The sequence below is a fragment of the Kitasatospora sp. NPDC093806 genome, assembly GCF_040683335.1.
In the GTDB taxonomy this organism is placed as follows: Bacteria; Actinomycetota; Actinomycetes; order Streptomycetales; family Streptomycetaceae; genus Kitasatospora.
This window is the reverse complement of record NZ_JBFBDO010000009.1, coordinates 52532-69376: the sequence shown is the minus strand read 5'-3', so window position 1 is coordinate 69376 and position 16845 is coordinate 52532. Positions and strand designations below refer to the sequence as shown.

The following is a 16845-nucleotide window of genomic DNA, read 5'->3' as shown; positions in this document are numbered from 1 at the left end:
CTGGCGGTGGAGGTGATCGCCGTGAGCGACAACGTGAGCGACAAGCGGACCGAGGCCCGTACCGGCGGCTACGACGCGGTGGTGGTCGGCGGCGGAGCCGCCGGCCTGAACGCCGCACTGGTCCTGGCCCGGGCCCGCCGCCGGGTGGCCGTGGTGGACGCCGGACAGCCGCGCAACGCGCCCGCCGCGCAGCTGCGGGGCTTCCTCTCCCGGGACGGCATGGACCCGGCCGCGCTGCTGGCGGTCGGCCGGGAGGAGGTCGCCGGCTACGGGGCCGACCTGATCGACGCGCGGGTGGACCACGTCGAACCGGTCGGGGACGGCACGGACGGCCCCGCCTTCGACGTCCACCTGGCCGGCGGCCCGGTCCTGCGCGCCCGCCGGGTGGTGGTCGCCACCGGTCTGCGTGACGGCCTGCCGGACCTGCCCGGCCTGGCCGGACGGTGGGGCCGCGACGTGCTGCACTGCCCCTACTGCCACGGCTACGAGGTCCGCGACCGGCCGCTCGGCGTGCTGGGCACCGACCCGAACGCGGTGCGGCAGGCGCTGCTGGTCCGGCAGTGGTCGGCCGACCTGGTGCTCTTCCGGCACACCCTGGAGCTGTCCGACGGCGACCGCGCCCGGCTCGCGGCGCGGGGCGTGCGGGTGGTCGAGGGCGAGGTGAAGCGGCTGGTCGTCGCGGACGACCGGCTGCGCGGCGTCGAGCTGGCGGACGGGCGGACGGTGCCGCGGGCGGCGGTGTTCGTCTTCCCGCGGCCGGTGCCCCGGGACGCGCTGCTGTTCGGCCTGGAGTGCGGACGGGACGCGCAGGGCTGGGTGGCCGTCGACGGTACCGGCCGCACCAGCGTGCCGGGCGTGTGGGCGGCGGGCAACGTCGCGGACCCGCGCGCCCAACTGGTCACCGCCGCCGGCGCGGGCGCGGCGGCCGCGTTCGCGCTCAACCACGACCTGGTGGACGAGGACGTCGAACGGGCCCTCGCCGCCACGGCCGCCTGACCTGCCTCCCCGCCAACCAGCCTACGAAGAAACGGAGTTCCCGATGACCAGCCACTCCCACGTACACGCCCCCGCACACCACGACCACGACCACTCCCACGAGGCCGGCGACTTCGACTGGGACGCCCTCGCCGCCCACCTGGAGCGCGAGGCCGAGATCCAGGCCCCCGCCGTCACCGAGGCCACCCGCTGGCTGCGCGGGCTGGCGTCCGGCGCCCCCGTCGGCCGGGTGCTGGACGTGGGCAGCGGCCCCGGGGTGATCGCCGGCCTGCTCGCGGACGCCTTCCCGGACGCCGAGGTGGTCGCCGTCGACCAGTCGGCCGCCCTGCTGGAGCGCGCCCGGACCCGTTCGGGCGGCCGGGTCGGCGTCCGGCAGGCCGACCTGCCGGGCGACTTCGGCACGCTCGGCGCCGCCGACCTGATCTGGTCCGGCAACGCGATCCACCACCTCGGCGACCAGCAGGCCGCGTTGACCGCGCTGGCCGGCACGCTGCGCCCGGGCGGCCTGCTGGCCGTCGCCGAACGCGGACTGCCGGTGCGCTTCCTCCCGCGCGACCTCGGCCTCGGCCGCCCCGGTCTCCAGGCCCGCCTGGACGCCGCGCACGAGGAGGTCTTCGCGGCGATGCGCGCCGACATCCCCGGCTCGGTGGCCACGGTGGAGGACTGGCCGGCCATGCTGGCCGAGGCCGGGCTGGTCCTCGCCGGGTCGCGGACCTTCCTGGTCGACCACCCGGCGCCGCTGGACCTCCCGGCCCGAGCGTACCTGCACGTCCAACTGTCCCGCCGTCGCGACCAGTTGGGCGGGCTGCTGGACGCCGGTGACCTGGCGGTGCTGGACGCCCTGCTGGACCGCGAGGCGCCCGCCGGCATCCTGACCCGCCCGGACGCCTTCTACCTCGCCGCCGTCACCGTCCACGCCGCCGCCCGCCCGGCGGAGGTCGCGCGGTAGCGGCACACCGGCGGGGCCTGCCGGGGCCGGTGGTCAGCGGTCGGGTTTGCGGTGCCGCCCGGTCCCCTTGCGCAGCAACGGGACCGGGGTGTCGGCCTGCGGGAAGACCGGTTCCGGCCCGTCGGCCCGCTCCGGGCGGACGATCAGCGGGTACGCCTCCGCGTAGTTCTCCGCCACCGCGACCGGCTGCCAGCTGTGCCCGTCCCACTCGACGACCAGCCGCGGCACGTCCTGGAACAGGTGCGCCGCCCGCCGGGGCCCGGGCGCCAGGGTGATCGCGTCGCGCGTCCCGGGCGCCCGGCGGCGGCGCGCCCGTTTGGCGTACCACTCGGCCAGCGGCTCGCCGCCGTCGTCCTCGGCGTCCATCCTCGGCGCCTTTCTCAGGTGGATCGGGGACGGCCAGTCTCGCCGATCCGGCCCGCGGTGGGCGATTCCACGATCGGGTGAAATCCCGGACGTGGAGCGGTCGTTCAGAGCCCGGAGGCGAGCTTCAGGGTGACCGCGCCCGCGATGATCGCGGCGAACGAGACCAGCTTGGGCAGGGTGATCCGCTCCTTGTAGAGCAGGGCGCCGAGGACGACGGTGCCGATCGAGCCGAGCCCCGTCCAGATCGTGTAACCGAGGCTCACGTCCAGGGTCTTGAGCGCGAGGCCGAGCGTGTAGATGCCGCCCGCGGCGGCGGCCAGGGTGAAGACGGAGGGCCAGAGCCTGGTGAAGCCCCGGGTGGCGTTGGTGCCGAGTGCGAAGGCGATCTCGAAGACGACGGCGATTGCGAGGTAGGCCCAGGCCATGACGGTGTGACTCCCTTTCGTGGATGGCGGATCGGGGCGGATCAGACGGAGGCGGTGATGGCGGCCGGCTCGGCCGCGGGCCCGGTCGCGGCCGCGCCGCTCGCCCGGTCGGCGAGCTTGAGGCCGAGCACCCCGCCGATGATGAGCACGAAGGCGACGGCCTTCCCGGCGTTCATCTCCTCGCCGAAGATCAGCGTGCCGAGGGTGACCGTCCCGACCGAGCCGATGCCGGTCCAGACGGTATAGCCGACGCCGACGTCCAGCGTCCGGAGCGCCAGGCTGAGGAAGAAGATCCCGCCCGCGGCGGCGGCCGCCGTCAGCAGGGACGGGCCGAGCTCGGTGAAGCCGTGGCTGGCGTTGGTGGCGAGGGCGAAGACCACCTCGAAGACCGAGGCGATGAGCAGGTGGATCCAGGCCATGGGAGGTCCCCCCGGAGTAGTTGTTGCATGTATGTGCAAGCAATCTGCGACTAGGCAAGAGCATGCATGTACAAGTAACCTGTGTCAATGCCGACCACCCCAGACGGAACCCCCGCAGTGCCGGACGACGCCCCCGACGCCCCTGACACTCCCGATGGCCCCGACGGCGCCGCGACCGCCCGCATGTGGAGCCGGCTGACCGCGCTGCACGCCCACGTCGAGGGCCGCCTCGGCACCGCGCTGCAGCGGCGGCACGGCCTCGGCCTGTCCGAGTACCGCGCCCTCGGCCTGCTCGCCGAGGCCCCCAAGTCCGAACTGCGGATGCAGGACCTCGCCGCCGGCCTCGGCCTCAACCAGAGCTCCGTCACCCGGCTGGTCGCCCGCCTCAACGCCGCCGACTTCACCTACCGCGACCTCTGCCCGGACGACAAGCGCGGCGTCTACACCGTCCTCACCGACGCCGGCCGGCTCCGTCACCGGGAGGCCCGCGGCACCTACGAGGAGACCCTCGCCGCCGCCCTCGACGAGGCCGCCACCGGCACCCCCGACCTCGCCCCGCTGCTCGCCGCCGCGCGCTCCACCCTGACCTGAGAACGGGCACCCGCCCCGGAAACGCCGAGGACCGGCCCGCCCCCCGAAGGAGTCGGACCGGTCCCTGTCGCGCCTTGCGTCCCGGTGCCTACTCGCCGCCGCCGAAGCGGGCGGTCCAGCCGGCCAGGTCCTCGTCCGTGATCTTCGCGAACAGCACCGGCGGCACGGTGAACGGCGTCCCCGCCGGCACCGCGTCCAGCGCCCGCGCCTCCTCCGGGCTCACCCAGGCGCGGGTGCGCGCCGGGGCGTCGGCCGGCAGCGCGAACGCCTCGCGCATCGCCTGCGCCGCCGTCGGGATGAACGGCTCGGAGACCACCGCGTACAGGTGGATCAGGTTCATCGCCGTGCGCAGCGTCAGCGCCGCCGCCTCCGGGTCGGTCTTCACCTGCAGCCAGGGCGCCTTCTCGTCCAGGTAGGCGTTGCCCGCGCTCCACAGGGTCCGCAGACTCTGCGCCGCCTTGCGGAAGTTGAGCGCCTCCAGCTGCGTCTCGTAGTCGGCCAGCAGCTCGGCGATCTGCGCGCCGAGTCGCTCCTCCGCCTCGCCCGGGGCGTGCCCGGCCGGGACGTCGTCGCCGAACCGCTTGCGGCTGAACGACAGCACCCGGTTGACGAAGTTGCCGAGGGTGTCGGCCAGGTCCTTGTTGACGACCGAGGAGAAGAGGTCCCAGGTGAAGCTGGAGTCGTCCGACTCGGGCGCGTGCGCCATCAGGAAGTAGCGCCAGTAGTCGGCCGGCAGCAGCTCCAGCGCGACGTCTGTGAAGATGCCCCGCTTCTGGCTGGTGGAGAACTTGCCGCCGTAGTACGTCAGCCAGTTGAAGGCCTTGACGTAGTCGACCTTCTTCCACGGCTTGCGCGAGCCGAGGATGGTCGCCGGGAACATCACCGTGTGGAACGGGACGTTGTCCTTGGCCATGAACTCGGTGTAGCGGACCGTCTCGTCCGCCTCGTACCACCAGGACTTCCAGTCGCGCAGCTCGCCGTCGGCCGCCGCGTCCGCCCACTCCTTGGTCGCGCCGATGTACTCGATCGGCGCGTCGAACCAGACGTAGAACACCTTGCCGGCGGCGGCCAGCTCGGGCCACACGTCGGCCGGCACCGGCACGCCCCACTCCAGGTCGCGGGTGATCGCCCGGTCCTGCAGGCCCTCGGTCAGCCACTTGCGGGCGATCGAGGAGGCCAGCACCGGCCACTCGTCACCGTGCGCGGCCACCCACTCCTCGACCTGGCCGGTCAGCTTCGACTGGAGCAGGAACAGGTGCGTGGTCTCCCGCACCTCCAGGTCGGCGCTGCCGCTGATCGCCGAGCGCGGGTCCACCAGGTCCGTCGGGTCCAGGACGCGGGTGCAGTTCTCGCACTGGTCGCCGCGCGCCTTGTCGTAGCCGCAGTGCGGGCAGGTGCCGACGATGTAGCGGTCCGGCAGGAAGCGGCCGTCCGCGTTCGAGTACACCTGGCGGATCGCCCGCTCCTCGATGAACCCGTTGGCGTGCAGCTCGCGGGCGATCTCCTGGGTGATCTCCCGGTTCTGCGGCGAGGAGCTGCGGCCGAAGTAGTCGAAGGACAGCCGGAAGCCGTCGTACACCGCCTTCTGCTGCTCGTGCGCCCGCGCGCAGAACTCGGCGACCGGCAGCCCGGCCTCCTGCGCGGCGAGCTCGGCCGGGGTGCCGTGCTCGTCCGTCGCGCAGATGTACAGCACCTCGTGGCCGCGCTGGCGCAGGTACCGGGAGTAGACGTCCGCCGGCAGCATGGACCCGACCATGTTGCCCAGGTGCTTGATCCCGTTGATATAGGGGAGGGCGCTGGTGATCAGGTGCCGAGCCATCCTGGGATGCTCCAATTTCTCCCGGTGGCACCCCTGCTCCGGAGTACCGTGCCGGGCGCAGGGTCTGGGGCCGCAACGGAAGCCGGGCACGCGCTGACGAGCACCGACTCCCGGGCTGCCACACAGAGCGACGTTCCACTGTGGGCGGCCCCAATCCTATCGAAGCCCTACCCGCCCCCTCGCGCCCATTTCCCGGCGGTCGCTCAGCTCCACCCGGTCCGGTGCGCGATCCAGCGCCGCCCGATCTCCGCCATCGCCGCCTGGTACCCGCGCAGGTACGGCACCCCGGGCGGGGCCGGCAGACGTGAACTGCGCTCCCAGTACCCGGCCTGCGCGACGGCGAACGACGTCACCGCGCCGGGCGGGGCGTCCCGCCACGACTCTGCTTTTCCGAGTACCGCCTCCGCGCCCGCCGGCGTGTGCCCGGCCCGGATCAACTGGGTGAGCAGGAACGCCGGGTCCACCCAGGGCGCGCCCTGCTGGAGGTACGCCCAGTCGACGACGAGGGCCTCGCCGTCGCCGCGCATCAGCATGTTGTCGGCGCGAAGGTCGATGTGCAGCAGGCAGTCGCCGCCCGCGTCCGCCATCCAGTCCCGTTCGGCCGCCGCGAGGCGGTCGACGTGCCGCGCCGACCACTCGTCCAGCCCGGCGCCCTCCTCCCGCAGCACCCGCCAGCCGTGGAACCGCTCCTCCAGCGCCGCCGCGACCCCCGGCGCGTCCGGCACCGGCGCCGGACTCACCTTCCGCGGCAACCGATCGAGCAGCCGCACCACCGCGTCCAGGTCCGCCGACCCGGGCCGCAGGTCCGGGTGTCCGCCCGCGACGTCCTCGAACGCCATCAGCAGCCACCCGCCCGCCTCCCAGGCGTCCAGCAACCGCGGCACCGGCACGTCCGCCCCGAGGCTCCGGTTGATCCGCGCCTCCGCGGCGTACACCGGGTGCACCGGATGCCCGGTCTCCACCCCCTTCAGGAACACCCGCCGGCCGTCGCCGAGCACGGCCCGCACCGCCAGCCCCGGACTGAACCCGCCGCCCTGCACCTCGGCGTCGACGACCCCGGCGCCCAGCACCCCGGCCACCGACCCCCGCACCGCCTCGGGCAGTTCCCCCCAGCTCGGCCGCACCGACGTCCGCATCCCCATACCCTCCCCGACCTTGATCGGTGCAGCCTAGACCCCCGGTCCGTCGTCAGCCGACCGGTGCCCAACCCCACGGGCGCGGACCGTGCTCCCCGCGCAGGCAGGCCAGCCGGTAGTGGGCCTTCTCGTGGTGTCGGTCCGGGTCGATCGCGGCGTGCTGGAGGGCGAAACAGGTGACCCGGAACTCCCGGATGTCCCGCAGCACCGGGTAGCCGGCCCAGGTCATCACGTCGACGCCGTACGCCGCGCAGAACGCGGCGTACTCCTCGGCCGACACGCTGCCGTAGGTGCCGTACCCGACGGCGGTGGACGCGAGGTCCCACTCGGGCGGCCCGACCGACGTCCGCTCGAAGTCCAGCAGGTAGGCGGCGTCGCGGGTGACCGCCACGTTCCCGCCCCAGGCGTCCCCGTGCACGACGCTGACCGGCAGGCCGGCCGGCAACTCCCGCCAGGCCGCCTGGAGCTCGGCCAGCCGGCCGTCCAGCCAGCGCCGCGCCCCGTCGTCCAGCGTGGCCGCCTCACCGAGCCTGGCCGCCAGCCGAACGAACGGATCCAGTCGTCCCAACTCCAAGTCCGGCACCGGCAGTTCATGAACGACACGCAACAGCGGCGCGATCTCGGCGACGGTCCCCGCCCGGTGCGGCGGCAACTCCTCCCAGAACGTCACCGGATGCCCGTCCACCTCCACCGGCGCCCGCAGCCACTCCAACGGCCGCACCGCGGGCACCCCGCACTCCCGCAGCCACCGGGCGACCGCCAGCTCCCGCCCGGCCGCCGCCGACTGCCCCGGCCGACAGATCCGCGCCACCACCCCGCCCGGCAACCGCCACAGCGCGTTCTCCCCGATCCGGATCAGCTCCGCCCTCGCCACCGGAAGCCCAACTGCCGCACCCGCCTTGACCAATAACGAACGGGACCCCTCAACCCTGTCCATGCCCCCACCGTAACCGCGCCCCGCCCCCCGCGCCCCCGAATCCGCCTACCGGCGCTCGTCGGCGAACCGTTCCAGCGTGGGGAAGACGCCGGTGTCGATCGTGCCGGACGACTCGTACTGATCAAGCCCCATCGCGAAGAGGGAGCGTCGGTACTGCCACTTGATGTGCTTGTCGTGCCGTGCAGGGTCGGTGGGTCGCATGAGGGCGAGAAAGAAGAAGCACTTGACCAGGAGGAAGTCACCCAGGTGTTCGCTCACTCGCCGCCCCATCAGGGAAACGGTGGTTCCATCCAACGCAGCGGTGTACGCGGCGCGCTGCTCCGGGGTGATCACGTAGCCCTTGCCGCCGCCCTTGAACGCCACGATGTCGAGCGCGGGGTAGACGTCGTAGCCGAGCGGGATCGGTCCGTGGTGCTGCCAGTCGATGACCCCGGATTCCATGACGTTGGGCAGGCCGTAGTCCAAGTGCCCATGGACCATCGGAAGTCGGGCCAGTCGGCCGAGGGCGCGCTTGACCGCCTCATGGACCCTGGGGATGTCGAAGTCCGGGTTCTCCTCGAAGACGTCGGCGGTGAAGGCGGCGCTGTCGAACCACGGAGTGGCGGGGAGGGAGTGTTTGACCTGGGCCTTCAGGAGCCTCGACGAGACGCCGGCGGCTGTGCTGATCACTCGGTCGCTGACTTGGCCGTCCCGTCCGGCGTCGGCCAGGGCCTCCTCGTGCAGCGAGGTATCGCCGATCGCACGTTCGACGACGAAGTAGCCTCCGCCCTCGAACCCGCTGTCGACGATCTCCGGGACCGGATAGCCCAGCTCGGCAGCCAACTGCTGGAACTCGGTCTCTACCCGCAGCTCTTCGCCTCCGGTTCGCTTGTAATACAGGCCGTCGGACGACCTCCACACCCTGCCTCGGGTAGCGGTCCTGTCCTTCACGAACTCCCAGTCGCTCATCCAAATCATCCTGACGGATGCTCTCAAGCCGACCAGCTCGTCGATGTGCTCGGGAGGGGACATCCCGGGCCATGATGCTGCATAGGAAGTCGGTCTGTCCGACCTCCTATGCAGCTCTGCCCCTGGCGGACCTCCGACCTCGGGAGAACGGTGCTGCTGTTGACGCAGGCCGCTAGGCGGCAGCGGTGAGCTCCCGCGCGCGGTCCGCGAAGTCCACCACCAGACGGTGGTTGCCGAACGGCTCCATGCGGCGCTGGAGGTCCTGAACGGCTTCGACGCAGCGGGAGGACTGCACCTGCTTGGCGAGCGAGAGAGTCCGGATACCAGCAGCATGCGCGGCTTCGAGGTCATTGCGCTGCAGGTGCGAGACGGCGAGTGCCGCCTGAGACATCGCGCCGCGCCGCGCACGCTTCTGTTGCCGAGCGTGGTCGATGGAGAGGTGGGCGTGCTCGGACGCGTGGTCAGGCTGGTCGAGGTCGCGGAAGGTGTTGGCGTGCTCGCCGTGGAGGTAAGCGGAGTCGATGAACTTCGCCCACTCGGGCCCTTGATCCGGCTGCACTTGCCCGAATGCCTCCTCGGATCGAACGATGGCCTGTGCGGCGCCGGCCTTGTCGCCGAGCTTGGCCAGGGCGCGGGCCTCCAGTGCCCACAGGTCCGCGAGGCAGGCAGGTGAGGAAACCCCGGAGAGCCCGGCGCGCCCGGCCTGCGCGAGGCGGCGGCCCTCGTCCGGATGGCCGAGAAGGGTGGCCTGGTCGGCCATACCGGCCAGCACGTGCGCGCCAAGTGCAGGGTTGTGGGACTCCTCAGCGAGACGGAGGGACTGGATCAGGTAGCGCTGGGCGGTTCCGTGTTCGCCGTTGTCGTAAGCCATCCAGCCGAGGAGATATGTCTGCTCGTCGGCGGCCTCGCACAGAGCCCGCCGAACCTTGCCGGTGTAGGCGCGACGGAGAAGTGGGTAGACGTGGGAGTTCATGTATTCGGCGAGGGCCAGGCGGCCGGAGCCACCGCCCTGGAAGATGTCCATCTGTTGGAACACACCGAACATGTTTCGGACCGTTGTCACATCCTCCAGTCGCACCTGGGGCCCCGGCGTCGGGGACTGCTCCAGTGTGCTCAACAGCCAGTCACGCGAGGGCCCGACGCCCGCGACAGCGGCGAACGGGGCCATGGCCAGGAACTTGCGACGGTCCACGTCAGCTCTCCCCAGGTTGGTGACGGCTTCCACGGTAGCCGCGTAGAAGCGGAGGTGTGTGAGGAGAGGTTGTCTGCGGTCACGGAACCTTCCTGAGCCGGCCAGTTGAGCGTGAGGCGGCGGGTGAGGAAGGCGTGGCGACGAAGCGGCCGATGACGAGCCCGTCCAGCCCGCATCTGACGAATGTGGCCACCGCGTCGTCCGGGGTGCACACGATGGGTTCGTCGGCGCCGTTGAATGAGGTGTTGAGGACGATGGGTACTCCCGACTGCTGCCGGAAGGCGTCAATGAGTCTCCAGAGGTCGGGGTTGGTGTCACGGTGGACCGTTTGGACCCGTGCCGAGCCGTCGATGTGTACGACGGCGGGGATCTCGTCACGTCGGTGAGGGCGTACGGAAGAAGTGGCGAGCATGTACGGGTAGACGAGCGCGCCCGCCTCCGCGAGGTCGAAGTAGCCGGTGGCGTGTTCGGCTAGGACCGCGGGGGCGAACGGACGGAACGCCTCGCGCTGCTTGATCATGGCGTTGATCCGTACGGCGGTCGCGGCCGAGCACGGGGAGGCGAGGATGCTTCGGGCGCCGAGTGCCCGGGGGCCGAACTCCATACGTCCCTGGAACCAGCCGATCACGTTCCCTGCACTCAGCATGGCTGCGGCTTCCTGGTGGGGGCTGATCGTAGCCCTTACGCGGTAGCGCCCTGCCGGAAGCTTGGACAGTGCCGTTTCGATGACGCTGTCGGAGTAGGCGGGGCCGAGGAAGGCGTTGGCGAGAGGCACGCGGTGTTTCGGGTCGCAGACCGACAGCGCGGCCCCGACGGAGGTGCCGGCGTCGCCGGCGGCGGGCTGGATGAAGACCTGGTCGAATCGGCCGGAGCCGATGACGGTCGCGTTGGCGACGCAGTTCAGGGCAACGCCTCCCGCGAGGCAGAGCGTGCGACGCGGTACAAGGCTCTGGGCATGGCCAAGGTAGGCGCCGACCAGGCGTTCGAGGAGCCGCTGGAGAGCGTGGGCGATGTCGCGGTGCCGGTCGGTGATCTCCTCCCCGGGTTGGCGTGGTGGGCCGAGAAGGCTGACCAGGGCTGGGCTGTAGAGCGTGCGCCGGGCGCTGGGCCGCCGGTGGTGATCGAAGTAGCGCAGGTCGAGCCGCAGGCGGCCGGCGGCCGCGTCGAAACGGGCCAGGCGATCGAGCCGTTCGGAGTAGCTGGTGTCGCCGTAGGCCGCGAGACCCATCACCTTGTACTCGTCGGTTTGCGGGCGGAAGCCCAGGTAGCGCGTCAGGGCGCTGTACAGGTAGCCGAAGGAGTGCGGGTAGGTGATGTGGTGGTGCCTGGTGAGGCGCCCGCCGATGCCGTCGAAGACCGCGGCGGTCTCGTACTCGCCGCGGCCGTCGAGCGTGACGACCAGGGCGTCCTCGAACGGGGAAACGAGGTAGGAGCTCGCCGCATGGGCCCGGTGGTGTGGGACGGGAATGACGGGCAGATCGGCCGGTAGAAGGCCGCTTCGACGGATCATCCCCGGTAGCCGTCGGCGCTTGCGGTACTTGCCCAGGTCCGAGAGCAGTGAACCGATCGAGGCGACCGTGCCGAATCGGAGGTTGGCGGGAGCCAGGAGGAGGTGGAGTTTCGGGTCCACGAAGAGCGCCACTTGGTCGAGGTCCTTGGCGTGGGCACCGGTCAGGTCGAGGCAGGCGCGGATCGAGTGTTCGGGGAACGCCTTGGTGTTCTTGATCCGGTTCAGGCGTTCCTCTTCGATGGCGGCGACCACCGTGCCGTTGTGGACGATGGCCGCCGCCGCGTCGTGGGTGCCGAAGTTCAGCCCCAAGGTCAGGGTCAATCCCGCCTGCCGATCCACTCCTGGCCACCGAGGTAGGGGCGGAGCGCCTTGGGAATGTAGACGGTGCCATCGGCCTGGACGTGGTTCTCCAGGATGGCCAGTGCGGCGCGGTCGGTGATGCCAGTGGAGGAGATGGTGTGCGGGAGCACGGTCCTGCCAGCCCCATCCTTGAACCGGATCTTGAAGCGGCGGGCCTGGTAGTCCCATAGGTTCGAGTTGGAGTGCGTCTCGCGGTACATGCCGAAGGACGGGAACCAAGCCTCGGTGTCGTACTTCTTGTAGGTGGGAGCGCCCATGTCGCCGAGGCACACGCGTACGACCCGGTAGGGAAGTTCGAGGCCGTCGAGGATGTCCTCGACATTGCGCTGGCACTCGTTGAGCCACTGCTCGGACTGGTCCGGGTGGCACAGGACGATCTGCTCGACCTTGTGGAACTGGTGGGCGCGGAAGCCGCCGCGGTTGGTCCGGCCCGCCGCGCCGGCCTCGGTGCGGAAGCACGGGGAGAACGCGGCGACCTGGATCGGCAGTTCCTCGGGGTCGATGAGGGTGTCGCCGTAGTACCCGATCAGGGTCTGCTCGGTGGTGCCGATCAACGACAGGTCGGTGCCCTCGACCCGGTACAGCTGGTCCTCGAAGAACGGCAGGAAGCCGGTGCCGAAGAAGGTCCGCTCACGTGCCATGAGCGGGGTGAGCATCGGCGAGAACCCGCGCTGGACGAGCAGATCCTGGACGTAGGAGAACATCGCCCAGGCGAGGCGGGCACCGTCGCCCCTCCAGAAGTAGAAACCGGATCCCGAGACCTCGGCGGCACGCTTGAGGTCGAAGATACCCAGGCGCTCTCCGATGACCTCATGGGCGCGGGCCTCGTCGCTCGGGTGCGGGGCTCCGACGCGCCGCAGCTCGACATTGCCCTCGTCGTCCTCACCCGAAGGAGTGTCGTCCGGGAAGATGTTCGGCACTCGGACCCACAGCTCGTCGCGCTCGGCTTGGAGGTCACGGACGCGGTCGTTGGCGATCTGCAGGCGGCTCTTCAACTCGCGCGCGGCTTCGATGTCGGCACCCTTGCCGAGCTTCTTCTGCTGCGAGCGCAGGTCCTCGGCCCGGGTCTGCTCCTTGCGGAGTTCGGCGTCCGCGCCGATCAGCCGGTCGATGTCGACGTCGGAGCCCTTCGCCCGTGCGGTACGACGCACGAGGTCGGGGTCGGTGCGCAGCAGGGCGATGTCAATCACGGGGAGCTCTCTCCTTGGATCGGGTCCGGCGAGTGTAGGGAGCACGGCTTCGTGATCGCACCGCATTTCGGACGGTGTCGATCACCTCGTTGACGTGCTGGGGAGAGGACATGGTCACGGCGATGGCCCCGATACGGGGGTCGTCCAATGCCCAGGCCAGCGGCCGGAGCCGAGCGCGGGGGCTCGGGGCAAGTGGGTCGACCAGCGCACCGCGATTCAGGGGCGACATGCCGATGAACACCTTGCCCGCGCGCTCGATGTCGGTGAGGTGCCAGCGCATCCAGGACGAGGACAGGTGGTACTGACCAGCGACGGCTCCAATGGCCTCCTGTCGCAGGGCCGCGGTCAATGCGTCCGGGCCGTGGCAGTAGGCGTACACGCCGTCGACACGGCCGGAGGCGAACGCGACCCGGGCACCGGTACGGAAGAACGTGTCCAAGGCCCGGCGGTCATGGAGGAGGTCGGTGCGCCTGGTGCGCTTCAGATCGATCTCCAGCACGATCGCGTCGATCCGGCGGGTGCCGAGCTGGCCGGTGGAGACCTCGATGGCGGTGTGGATGCGAGCCTCCAGATCACCTTGCAACGGGCACTCGGCCTTGACGAGGTGTCTGATGCCGGAGACCGGTCCGATCTCGTCCAAGACCACACGCACGGCCCACTGCGTCCCGAGGTTCGGGTTGGAGTGGATGAGCCGTACGCCGGCGCGGAGCGCCGTGCGGAGTGCGGCGATACCGGGTCCGGACTCCTTGCCCGGGAAGAGGCGGCCGGCTACGAAGGTGGACGTGCCGAAGCACAGGCGGTCCAGCCCGGCGGTCATGTCCGTTCCCGGGCTTCCATCTGCTCGCGGGTGAGGATGGTGCGGAAGTGGGCGATCGTCTTCTGCTCGCCGACCACCTTGTCGAAGCGCAGCTCGCCCAACTGGTCGCGGTAGTGCTTGCGGTCGGGGTTGTCGATGTCGAACTGTTCGCTGTCGCGATAGCCGGTGATCCGCTTGAACGTCTCACGCTTCTCGTCCAGCGTCATTCCCCACAGGAGCGGCGGGTTCTTCTGGCTGATGCAGATCGTCGCCATGCCGTTGGGACTGACGCGAAGCTTCCAGCAGCCGCCGCAGGGATAGTCCCAGGAGAACATCGCCAGCACGGCAACCTTCACCCCGGTGTCGCCGATCTCGTAGTAGTTGTAGCTGGGGTTGTCGCCCTCGATGTCCTCTCGCCGGACGGGCTTGAGCTCGCCGGCCTTGGCGAGGGAGGCAAGGATCATCGGCTCCTCGACGAACTGGTCCTTCCAGAACGCCTCACCCTCGGCACCGAGCTGGGCCGGGTTGGAGGGGAAGAACTGGTTCAGTTTGATCGCCAGTTGGCCGGCACCACCGCTGCTGTTGAGCCGGTGGGCGTAGTCGATGAAGGCCGGCAGCTCGTGGAGGGTGTCGCGCATGGTGACGCACGAGATCTTGGTGAGGGTGGGCAGAAGTTCGACCGACCGCTCGATGCTCCGCAGAGTGTCGCAGTGGAAGCCCCGACGGGTGATGAACAGATTGCGCTGCCCGTCGAGGGTGTCGATGCTGATGATCGCGCGGGTGAGGCCGGCGTCGACGGCCTCTTCGATGAAGTGGTGCAGGCGGTAGCCGTTGGTCGTGACGATCTGTTGGGTGAAGCCGATTTCCTTCGCGGCTCGCAACAGGTCCACGAAGTCGCGCCGTACGGTCGGCTCTCCACCGGTGTAGTGGACTCGGGTGAACCCGATGTCGTGTGCGGCTTGGAGAACCTCGATGGCCTCCTCCAGTGACGGCTGGACGATGACGCCCTGTTTCCCCTCGGGGAGGCAGTACCGGCATCGGATGTTGCATCGGGAGGTGATTCCGAACCTGAGGTTCCATTTGCGCATGCCCGGCGAGTACCGGTTGTCCATCACCTTCATGACGCCTCTGCCTTTCACCGGATCGCAGCAGGCATGATGCGATCCGGTAGATCGTGGATCTATTGGCGAGGCACCAGGTTAGGTCTCCTGGAGTCGTTTTCCGGCGCTCAGTCGAGCTCTCGCATAAACTCATCGGCGCGCTCGCGGAGGAAGATCGAGGCGGCTTCTCCGGCCAGGGCGTGACTCAGGAAGAGGTCGAACAGTTCGATGTGGTGATTGATGTCCTGAGGGTCACGCAGGACGACCTCGCCGGAGAAAAGCTCGACGGTGACGAGTCGCTCGTCATAGATCACGAAGATATTCATCGGCGTCCCAGGTACGGCGCTGCCCTGGGGGATGATGGCCATCTCGACGTTGGGCTTCTCCGAAAGGGTGGCCATGTGCAACGCTTGAGCCGCCATGACCTCGGCCCCGGCGCGTCTCCACCTGATGGCCTGCTCGGTCATGAGAAAGACGAAACGGCGCGACCTGTCATCGAGGATGGATTGCCGCTCCAGGCGGGCCTGAACGACCCTGGCGACATTCCTGGCGGGGGCGCTGCGGACGGCAGGGGTGAGCGTTGCCGTTGCGTACTCGCGTACGTGTAGGAGGCCGGTCGGTACGGCGGGCAGAAAATGCCTTATCAGTGAGGACGACTCTTCAAGGGCTTTCAGCTCTGCCTGTTTGTGGTAAAGGCCAAGCCTGGCGTAGGTGCGCCAGGCTGTGTAGTCGACGTTGGCTGCCCGGGCTAATTCGAGCAGCCGTCTCTCTACTTCCTGCGGAATGCCGTCGAAAGCCGAAAGGATCAACTCCACGTCGAGTACCGTCGGAAGGATCCTCCCGGTCTCTATGCGGCTGATCTTCGACTGGCTCATGTTGCAGCGTTTGGCCAGCCGTTCTCCGGACAGCCCAGAAGCCTTGCGGAGGTCTCGAAGGGCCTCCGCAAGGTCCTTTCTCTGGCGTCCGTGATGTTCAGGGTCGAGCACTGTTCCACTCTGTAAGGCTTACGGATTCGGCCAGAGCGAGGTCTCGCCAGCGAAGGTACTGTGCCAGCGCGGGAGTCTCGATCAGCACCCGGTTGATCTGAGTGCCGTCGGGGCGGTAGTTCAGGTGCACGACGGTGGACTCATCGAACATCCAGAAATCCTGGTCGGGGAGGTCGAGCGCCCGACCGGTCAGGTCGAGAATCCGGATGTCCTCGCCGGCGGCCACATTGCCCGGGATGCCCCATGCGAGCTGGTACCGCTGGTAGTCGGTGAGCGGCTCGCGGACCACACGGACCCGACCGATGGCCTTGCCGGATGTGACAGCGGCTCGCACGGTCACGTGCCAGGGTGCGTTGTGGTCGTCCGGCTTGGGCTCCCCTCGGAGGAACCGGGCCAGGCTCTCCGCTTCGGCCGGCATCGTGTAGGTCGGCTGAACCTCCAGGCGCCAGGCCGACCGCTTGAAGTCCCGGAAGTGGCCCTGCCAGGCATCACCATCCAAGAGCACGAAACGCCTCCTTCAGTACGGACTCGGGGATCTCGACGATGGACTCGCCGGCCGGGGTGGTGTGCTCAACGTCGTACCCCTGGACCGCAATCGTGCCCCGATCGGTCAGGTAGACCGTCGGACAGTCTCCGGAGTCGCAGTCACCGCCGCTTCCGTTCCCGTTGTCGGCAGTGCCGCACGGTCCTCCGGCGATCAAGGTCAGCCTCACAGCGCCCCCTCAGCAGGTTGTGCACGACAAGCTACGGACCGTGGTGTCTCGGGAGCAAGGGCTGTCGGTCTTCGAGTCGCGTTCCTGCATAGATTCGACCTGTTGCACTGAGCCCCGCCGCCCCTCGCGTGGAGCGAGGGGCGGCGGAACTATCTGGTGTGCCTGCACAGGAAGTCGGGCGGGCCGACTTCCTGTGCAGGGGAGTTGGGGGTCGCTACTCGACGAAGTGGTCGAATTCGCCGGCTTTGACGCCGAGGACGAAGGCTTCCCACTTGCGGGGGGTGGTGCGGACGATGATCCCGTCGGGGTTGTTGGGGTCGCGGATCTCGACCATGCCGTTGAAGGTGCGGATTTCGAGGGCGTTCTCGCCCTCGCCGCCGGGGGCGGCCTTCTGCCAGTCGGTGTCCATGGG

17 protein-coding genes and 1 pseudogene are annotated in these 16845 nt (G+C 69.8%); 3 read left to right on the top strand and 15 right to left on the bottom strand.

Translation table 11 applies throughout. The features are described from left to right. Positions 1-21: 21 nt before the first annotated feature. Positions 22-996: an NAD(P)/FAD-dependent oxidoreductase gene (locus AB0N76_RS08215; protein WP_363554433.1), complete on the top strand. Its 975-nt coding sequence runs from the start codon at positions 22-24 to the stop codon at positions 994-996. Positions 997-1039: 43 nt separating this feature from the next. Then, positions 1040-1945 (top strand): methyltransferase domain-containing protein, encoded by a 906-nt coding sequence (locus AB0N76_RS08210; protein ID WP_363554431.1) that lies wholly within the window; start codon positions 1040-1042, stop codon positions 1943-1945. A 33-nt stretch (positions 1946-1978) separates the two neighbouring features. Here AB0N76_RS08210 and AB0N76_RS08205 read toward each other — a convergent pair whose 3' ends face one another. The 3 genes from AB0N76_RS08205 to AB0N76_RS08195 all read right to left on the bottom strand — a co-directional run bounded on the left by AB0N76_RS08205 (position 1979) and on the right by AB0N76_RS08195 (position 3155). Beyond that, the gene (locus AB0N76_RS08205) at positions 1979-2311 is read right to left on the bottom strand and encodes a DUF6087 family protein (RefSeq protein WP_363554429.1); all 333 of its coding nucleotides are present in this window, start codon (positions 2309-2311) and stop codon (positions 1979-1981) included. A 104-nt stretch (positions 2312-2415) separates the two neighbouring features. Beyond that, positions 2416-2736 (bottom strand): multidrug efflux SMR transporter, encoded by a 321-nt coding sequence (locus AB0N76_RS08200; protein WP_363554427.1) that lies wholly within the window; start codon positions 2734-2736, stop codon positions 2416-2418. A gap of 41 nt (positions 2737-2777) precedes the next feature. Then, complete coding sequence (locus AB0N76_RS08195; protein ID WP_363554425.1) at positions 2778-3155, bottom strand: multidrug efflux SMR transporter; 378 nt, start codon at positions 3153-3155, stop codon at positions 2778-2780. Between the two features lie 87 nt (positions 3156-3242). Here AB0N76_RS08195 and AB0N76_RS08190 point away from each other — a divergent pair, with 87 nt between their 5' ends. Further along, a complete protein-coding gene (locus AB0N76_RS08190) occupies positions 3243-3746 on the top strand; it encodes a MarR family transcriptional regulator (protein ID WP_363554423.1) in 504 nt (167 codons plus the stop codon). Between the two features lie 88 nt (positions 3747-3834). Here AB0N76_RS08190 and metG read toward each other — a convergent pair whose 3' ends face one another. The 12 genes and pseudogenes from metG to AB0N76_RS08130 form a co-directional block, all read right to left on the bottom strand. Continuing rightward, complete coding sequence (metG, locus tag AB0N76_RS08185; protein WP_363554421.1) at positions 3835-5565, bottom strand: methionine--tRNA ligase; 1731 nt, start codon at positions 5563-5565, stop codon at positions 3835-3837. A 203-nt stretch (positions 5566-5768) separates the two neighbouring features. Further along, the gene (locus AB0N76_RS08180) at positions 5769-6701 is read right to left on the bottom strand and encodes a phosphotransferase (protein WP_363554419.1); all 933 of its coding nucleotides are present in this window, start codon (positions 6699-6701) and stop codon (positions 5769-5771) included. A gap of 52 nt (positions 6702-6753) precedes the next feature. Further along, the gene (locus AB0N76_RS08175; RefSeq protein WP_363554417.1) at positions 6754-7575 is read right to left on the bottom strand and encodes an aminoglycoside phosphotransferase family protein; all 822 of its coding nucleotides are present in this window, start codon (positions 7573-7575) and stop codon (positions 6754-6756) included. 108 nt (positions 7576-7683) lie between these two features. Then, complete coding sequence (locus AB0N76_RS08170) at positions 7684-8586, bottom strand: phosphotransferase (protein WP_363554415.1); 903 nt, start codon at positions 8584-8586, stop codon at positions 7684-7686. A gap of 172 nt (positions 8587-8758) precedes the next feature. After that, a pseudogene (locus AB0N76_RS08165) lies at positions 8759-9823 on the bottom strand (transcriptional regulator); the annotation flags it as partial. A gap of 34 nt (positions 9824-9857) precedes the next feature. Further along, positions 9858-11609, bottom strand: a complete 1752-nt coding sequence (locus AB0N76_RS08160) for a carbamoyltransferase C-terminal domain-containing protein (protein ID WP_363554413.1) — start codon at positions 11607-11609, stop codon at positions 9858-9860. Beyond that, the gene (serS, locus tag AB0N76_RS08155; protein ID WP_363554411.1) at positions 11606-12838 is read right to left on the bottom strand and encodes a serine--tRNA ligase; all 1233 of its coding nucleotides are present in this window, start codon (positions 12836-12838) and stop codon (positions 11606-11608) included. The genes AB0N76_RS08160 and serS overlap by 4 nt, the downstream gene beginning before the upstream one ends. Beyond that, complete coding sequence (locus AB0N76_RS08150; RefSeq protein ID WP_363554409.1) at positions 12831-13655, bottom strand: hypothetical protein; 825 nt, start codon at positions 13653-13655, stop codon at positions 12831-12833. Before AB0N76_RS08150 ends, serS begins: the two co-directional genes overlap by 8 nt. Beyond that, positions 13652-14755, bottom strand: coding sequence for a radical SAM protein (locus tag AB0N76_RS08145; RefSeq protein ID WP_363554407.1), 1104 nt, complete (start codon positions 14753-14755; stop codon positions 13652-13654). Before AB0N76_RS08145 ends, AB0N76_RS08150 begins: the two co-directional genes overlap by 4 nt. 107 nt (positions 14756-14862) lie before the next feature. Beyond that, positions 14863-15720, bottom strand: coding sequence for a helix-turn-helix transcriptional regulator (locus AB0N76_RS08140; protein WP_363554405.1), 858 nt, complete (start codon positions 15718-15720; stop codon positions 14863-14865). Next, positions 15707-16225 (bottom strand): DUF6879 family protein, encoded by a 519-nt coding sequence (locus tag AB0N76_RS08135; RefSeq protein ID WP_363554403.1) that lies wholly within the window; start codon positions 16223-16225, stop codon positions 15707-15709. The genes AB0N76_RS08140 and AB0N76_RS08135 overlap by 14 nt, the downstream gene beginning before the upstream one ends. 422 nt (positions 16226-16647) lie before the next feature. Continuing rightward, complete coding sequence (locus AB0N76_RS08130; protein WP_363554401.1) at positions 16648-16842, bottom strand: DUF397 domain-containing protein; 195 nt, start codon at positions 16840-16842, stop codon at positions 16648-16650. Between the last annotated feature and the right edge of the window lie 3 nt (positions 16843-16845).

Excerpts from the sequence above, each read along its gene's own strand:
- AB0N76_RS08200 (WP_363554427.1), bottom strand. The coding sequence starts at position 2,736 with ATGGCCTGGGCCTACCTCGCAATCGCCGTCGTCTTCGAGATCGCCTTC.
- AB0N76_RS08210 (WP_363554431.1), top strand. The coding sequence starts at position 1,040 with ATGACCAGCCACTCCCACGTACACGCCCCCGCACACCACGACCACGAC.
- AB0N76_RS08170 (WP_363554415.1), bottom strand. The coding sequence starts at position 8,586 with ATGAGCGACTGGGAGTTCGTGAAGGACAGGACCGCTACCCGAGGCAGG.
- AB0N76_RS08190 (WP_363554423.1), top strand. The coding sequence starts at position 3,243 with ATGCCGACCACCCCAGACGGAACCCCCGCAGTGCCGGACGACGCCCCC.
- AB0N76_RS08150 (WP_363554409.1), bottom strand. The coding sequence starts at position 13,655 with ATGACCGCCGGGCTGGACCGCCTGTGCTTCGGCACGTCCACCTTCGTA.
- AB0N76_RS08180 (WP_363554419.1), bottom strand. The coding sequence starts at position 6,701 with ATGCGGACGTCGGTGCGGCCGAGCTGGGGGGAACTGCCCGAGGCGGTG.
- AB0N76_RS08195 (WP_363554425.1), bottom strand. The coding sequence starts at position 3,155 with ATGGCCTGGATCCACCTGCTCATCGCCTCGGTCTTCGAGGTGGTCTTC.
- AB0N76_RS08205 (WP_363554429.1), bottom strand. The coding sequence starts at position 2,311 with ATGGACGCCGAGGACGACGGCGGCGAGCCGCTGGCCGAGTGGTACGCC.
- AB0N76_RS08145 (WP_363554407.1), bottom strand. The coding sequence starts at position 14,755 with ATGAAGGTGATGGACAACCGGTACTCGCCGGGCATGCGCAAATGGAAC.
- metG (WP_363554421.1), bottom strand. The coding sequence starts at position 5,565 with ATGGCTCGGCACCTGATCACCAGCGCCCTCCCCTATATCAACGGGATC.
- AB0N76_RS08130 (WP_363554401.1), bottom strand. The coding sequence starts at position 16,842 with ATGGACACCGACTGGCAGAAGGCCGCCCCCGGCGGCGAGGGCGAGAAC.